This window comes from Streptomyces niphimycinicus (assembly GCF_018883605.1).
GTDB lineage: Bacteria > Actinomycetota > Actinomycetes > Streptomycetales > Streptomycetaceae > Streptomyces > Streptomyces niphimycinicus.
This window is the reverse complement of record NZ_JAHLEM010000819.1, coordinates 1-5,219: the sequence shown is the minus strand read 5'-3', so window position 1 is coordinate 5,219 and position 5,219 is coordinate 1. Positions and strand designations below refer to the sequence as shown.

General features: G+C 72.8%; 4 protein-coding genes. All 4 read left to right on the top strand.

The window, feature by feature from the left end:
- Positions 1-353 (top strand): AtuA-related protein (locus KN815_RS43405; RefSeq protein ID WP_443732345.1); only part of this gene is annotated, 353 nt, incomplete at its 5' end.
- Positions 350-1,948, top strand: a complete 1,599-nt coding sequence (locus tag KN815_RS43400; protein ID WP_216347254.1) for an acyl-CoA carboxylase subunit beta — start codon at positions 350-352, stop codon at positions 1,946-1,948. The genes KN815_RS43405 and KN815_RS43400, both read left to right, overlap by 4 nt.
- A 105-nt stretch (positions 1,949-2,053) precedes the next feature.
- Positions 2,054-3,997, top strand: coding sequence for an acetyl/propionyl/methylcrotonyl-CoA carboxylase subunit alpha (locus tag KN815_RS43395; protein ID WP_216347253.1), 1,944 nt, complete (start codon positions 2,054-2,056; stop codon positions 3,995-3,997).
- Positions 3,998-4,103: 106 nt separating this feature from the next.
- Positions 4,104-5,219, top strand: a 1,116-nt coding sequence (locus tag KN815_RS43390; protein WP_216347252.1) for an acyl-CoA dehydrogenase family protein, incomplete at its 3' end; no start/stop codon positions are given.

Here is a 5,219-nt window from a genome sequence, read left to right as displayed (position 1 = left end):
CGCCGCCGCTGCCGCCCGGGCCGACCCGCCGCGCCCCGCTCGGCGCGGTCGCCGGGGCCCGCAGCGGCGACAAGGGCGGCAGTGCCAACATCGGCGTCTGGGCGCGAAACGAGGACGCCTGGCGCTGGCTGGCCCACACCCTCACCGTCGACCGGCTGCGCGAACTGCTCCCGGAGACGGCCCCGTTGAAGATCACCCGCCATCCGCTGCCCCGACTGCGGGCCCTGAACTTCGTCGTGGCGGGGCTGCTCGGCGAGGGCGTCGCCGCGCAGGCCCGCTTCGACCCCCAGGCCAAGGCCGTCGGCGAATGGCTGCGCTCACGCCATCTGGACATACCGGAGGTACTGTTTTGACCGCGCTCGCGTCCGCGCTCGACCCCGCAGGCGCCGATCACACGGCCCATCGGGAGGCGATGCTCGCCAAGCTCGCCGAGTTGGAGGGTGAGCACGCCAAGGCGCTCGCCGGGGGCGGTGAGAAATACGTCCAGCGCCATCGCAAGCGCGGCAAGCTGCTGGTCCGCGAGCGGATCGAGCTGCTGCTGGACCCCGACACCCCCTTCCTGGAGCTGTCGCCGCTGGCCGGCTGGGGCAGCGAGTATCCGGTGGGGGCCTCGCTCGTCACCGGTATCGGGGTGATCTCCGGTGTGGAGTGCCTGATCAGCGCCAACGACCCGACCGTACGCGGCGGGGCCAGCAACCCCTGGACGCTCAAGAAGTCGCTGCGCGCCCATGAGATCGCCCGCGCCAACCGGCTCCCGCTCATCAGCCTCGTCGAGTCCGGCGGCGCCGACCTCCCGTCCCAGAAGGAGATCTTCATCCCGGGCGGGGCGATGTTCCGCGATCTCACCCGGCTGTCCGCCGCCGGAATCCCCACGATCGCCGTGGTCTTCGGTAACTCCACCGCCGGAGGCGCGTACATCCCCGGGATGTCCGACCACGTGATCATGGTCAAGGAGCGCTCCAAGGTCTTCCTGGGCGGTCCGCCGCTGGTGAAGATGGCCACCGGGGAGGAGAGCGACGACGAATCGCTGGGCGGCGCCGAGATGCACGCCCGCACCTCCGGCCTCGCCGACTACTTCGCCGCCGACGAGCCGGACGCGCTGCGCCAGGCCCGCCGGGTCGTCGCCCGCCTCAACTGGCGCAAGGCACAAGCCGATCCGGGGCCCGCCGAACCGCCGAAGTACGACGCCGAGGAGCTGCTCGGCATCGTCCCCGGCGATCTCAAGATCCCCTTCGATCCGCGCGAGGTGATCGCCCGGATCGTGGACGGCTCGGACTTCGACGAGTTCAAGCCGCTGTACGGGCGCAGCCTGGCCACCGGCTGGGCCGCGCTGCACGGCTATCCGGTCGGCATCCTGGCCAACGCGCAGGGGGTGCTGTTCAGCGAGGAGTCGCAGAAGGCCGCGCAGTTCATCCAGCTCGCCAACCAGCGCGACATCCCGCTGCTCTTCCTGCACAACACCACCGGCTATATGGTCGGCCGCGACTACGAGCAGGGCGGGATCATCAAACACGGCGCCATGATGATCAACGCCGTCTCCAACTCCCGGGTCCCGCATCTGTCGGTGCTCATCGGCGCCTCGTACGGCGCCGGTCACTACGGGATGTGCGGCCGGGCGTACGACCCCCGCTTCCTCTTCGCCTGGCCCAGCGCCAAGTCCGCCGTGATGGGCCCCCAGCAACTGGCCGGGGTGATGTCGATCATCGCCCGGCAGTCCGCCGCCGCCAAGGGGCAGCCGTACGACGAGGAGGCCGACGCCGCGCTGCGCGCCATGGTGGAGCGGCAGATCGAGTCCGAGTCGCTGCCGCTCTTCCTCTCCGGGCGGCTCTACGACGACGGCGTCATCGACCCGCGCGACACCCGCACCGTGCTCGGCCTGTGTCTGTCCGCCCTGCACACCGCGCCGGTCGAGGGCGCGCGCGGTGGCTTCGGCGTCTTCCGGATGTGAGTGGGGAACCCGTGATCCGTGCCTGTTTGTCCGCCTGTTCGGTCGCCTCGTCCGCCGTGCGCGGCGGTTCCGCTTCGGCGTCTTCCGGATGTGAGTGAGGAACCCGTGATTCGTTCCCTCCTGGTCGCCAACCGCGCCGAGATAGCGCGGCGTATCGTCCGCACCTGCCGTGACCTCGGCATCGCCACCGTCGCGGTCCACTCCGACGCGGACGCCGGCGCGCCCCACGCATACGAGGCCGACACCGCCGTACGGCTGCCGGGCGACGCCCCGGCCGACACCTATCTGCGCGGCGATCTCCTTGTGCGGGCCGCCCTGGCCGCCGGGGCCGACGCCGTCCACCCCGGCTACGGCTTCCTCTCCGAGCACGCCGACTTCGCGCGCGCCGTAAGGGACGCGGGGCTGGTGTGGGTGGGGCCGCCGCCCGAGGCGATGGAGGCCATGGCCTCCAAGACCCGCGCCAAGGAGATCATGCGCAAGGCGGGCGTGCCGCTGCTCGACGCGATCGACCCGGCCGAGGCCACCGCCGACGATCTGCCCCTGCTGGTCAAGGCGGCGGCGGGCGGCGGCGGCCGTGGTATGCGGGTGGTCCGCGAGCTGGCCGCGCTCCCCGCCGAACTCGACTCCGCGCGCGCCGAGGCGGCCTCCGCCTTCGGCGACGGTGAGATCTTCGTGGAGCCCTATATGGAGGGCGCCCGCCATGTCGAGGTCCAGGTGTTCGCCGACACCCACGGCACCGTCTGGACCCTCGGCACCCGCGACTGCTCCCTCCAGCGCCGCCACCAGAAGGTCATCGAGGAGGCCCCGGCCCCCGGTCTGGACGAGGAACTGCGGCGCACCCTGGCCGAGTCGGCGGCGGACGCGGCGCGCGCCATCGGCTACGAGGGCGCGGGCACGGTGGAGTTCCTGGTCTCGCCCGCGGGGCGGGCGTACTTCCTGGAGATGAACACCCGCCTCCAGGTCGAGCACCCGGTCACCGAGGAGACCTACGGCCTCGACCTGGTGGCGCTGCAACTGCGGATCGCGGAGGGGGAGCCGCTCGACGCCGAGCCGCCGGCGCCCCGGGGACACGCCGTCGAGGCGCGGCTGTACGCCGAGGACCCGGCGCGCGACTGGCGGCCGCAGACGGGGATCCTGCACCGGCTGGACATCCCGGGGCTGCGGGTCGACTCCGGACCGGGCGACGGGGACGCGATCGGCGTCCACTACGACCCGATGCTGGCCAAGGTCATCGCCGTCGCCCCCACCCGGGCCGAGGCCGTGCGGCGGCTGGCCCACGGGCTGGAGCGGGCCCGGATCCACGGTCCGGTGACCAACCGGGAGCTGCTCGTACGGGCGCTGCGGCACCCGGAGTTCGCGGCGGCCCGGATGGACACCGGCTTCCTCGAACGCCATCTGGCCGAGCTGACCGCCGCCGCCCCCGATGACGACGCGGCGGCCTCGCTCGCCGCCCTTGCCGCCCTCGCCGCGGCCCTGGCCGACGCGGCGCGGCGGCCGGGGACCGCGAACGCGACCGTGGCCGGGCGGTTGGGCGGCTGGCGGAACGTCCCCTCCCAGCCGCAGTCGCGGAGCTACCGCGCCGAACCGGGCGGCACCGAGCACCAGGTGCGCTACCGTCGCACCCGCGACGGGCTGCACGCGGAGGACTTCCCCGACGTCCGGGTGCTGGCCGCGGGTGCGGAGTCGGTCGTTCTCGATGTGGCCGGGGTCCGGCGGACGTTCGAGGTGACGGCCCATGGGGACCGTCGCTACGTCGACACTCCCCAGGGCGGCTTCGTGTTCACCGCGCTGCCCCGCTTCCCCGACCCCACCGCCCGTACCGAACCGGGGTCGCTGCTGGCGCCCATGCCGGGCACGGTGGTCCGGATCGCCGAGGTGGCGGTCGGGGACCGGGTCGAGGCCGGAGCGCCCCTGCTGTGGCTGGAGGCCATGAAGATGGAGCACCGCGTCACGGCGCCCGCCGCCGGGGTGCTCACCGCCCTGCACGCCACCACCGGCCGCCAGGTCGAGGTCGGTGCCCTGCTCGCCGTCGTGGCGGCGGGGGAGTGACGAACCCCCGCGCACCACTCAGTAGGTCCGGGCCCGGACAACCCGTCCGGGCCGTGCGGGACGGCACACGGCCCGCACAACGCATCGCAAGTGGGAGGAGCCGTCCATGACCAGCCCGCATACGCCCGTGGACACCCCGGAGCGCGTGGCGCTCCGCGCGGCGGTGTCGTCGTTCGCCAAGGGACACGCCCCGGGCGGCCCCCAGGAGAGCGACAGCGTGCGCCAACTGTGGGCCGAGGCAGGCAAGCTCGGCTATCTCGGCGTCAACCTCCCCGAGGAGTACGGCGGCGGGGGCGGTGGCATCACCGAGCTGTCCATCGTCCTGGAGGAGCTGGGCGCCGCGGGCTGCCCGCTGCTCATGCTGGTCGTCTCGCCCGCCATCTGCGGCACCGTCATCGCCCGGTTCGGCACCGCCGAGCAGAAGGAGCGCTGGCTGCCCGGTCTGGCCGACGGCAGCCTCACCATGGCCTTCGGCATCACCGAGCCCGACGCCGGATCCAACTCGCACCGGATCACCACCACCGCCCGCCGGGAGGAGGACGGCGGCTGGATACTCAACGGCCGTAAGGTCTTCATCTCGGGCGTGGACATGGCGGACGCGACCCTGATCGTCGGCCGTACCGAGGACGCCAGGACCGGGAAGCTCAAGCCCTGTCTGTTCATCGTCCCGCGCGGGGCACACGGCTTCTCCCATCACCACATCCCCATGGAACTGACCGCCGCGGAGAAGCAGTTCGAGGTGGTGCTGGACGACGTACGGCTGCCCGCCGACGCGCTGGTGGGCGACGAGGACGCCGGGCTGCTCCAGTTGTTCGCCGGGCTCAACCCGGAGCGCATCATGACGGCGGCGTTCGGGCTGGGGATGGGCCGCTACGCGCTCGACAGGGCCGTCGACTACGCCCGCACCCGCCAGGTGTGGAAGGAGCCCATCGGCGCCCATCAGGCGATCGCCCACCCCCTCGCCCAGGCGCATATCGAGCTGGAGCTGGCGCGGCTGATGATGGCGAAGGCCGCGTACCTCTACGACGCGGGCGATGACGCGGGCGCGGGCGAGGCCGCCAACATGGCCAAGTACGCCGCCGGGGAGGCCACGGTGAAGGCGGTGGACCAGGCCGTGCACACCCTTGGCGGCAACGGTCTGACCGTCGAGTACGGGCTGGCCCGGCTGATCACGGCGGCACGGGTGGCCCGGATCGCCCCCGTCAGCCGGGAGATGATCCTC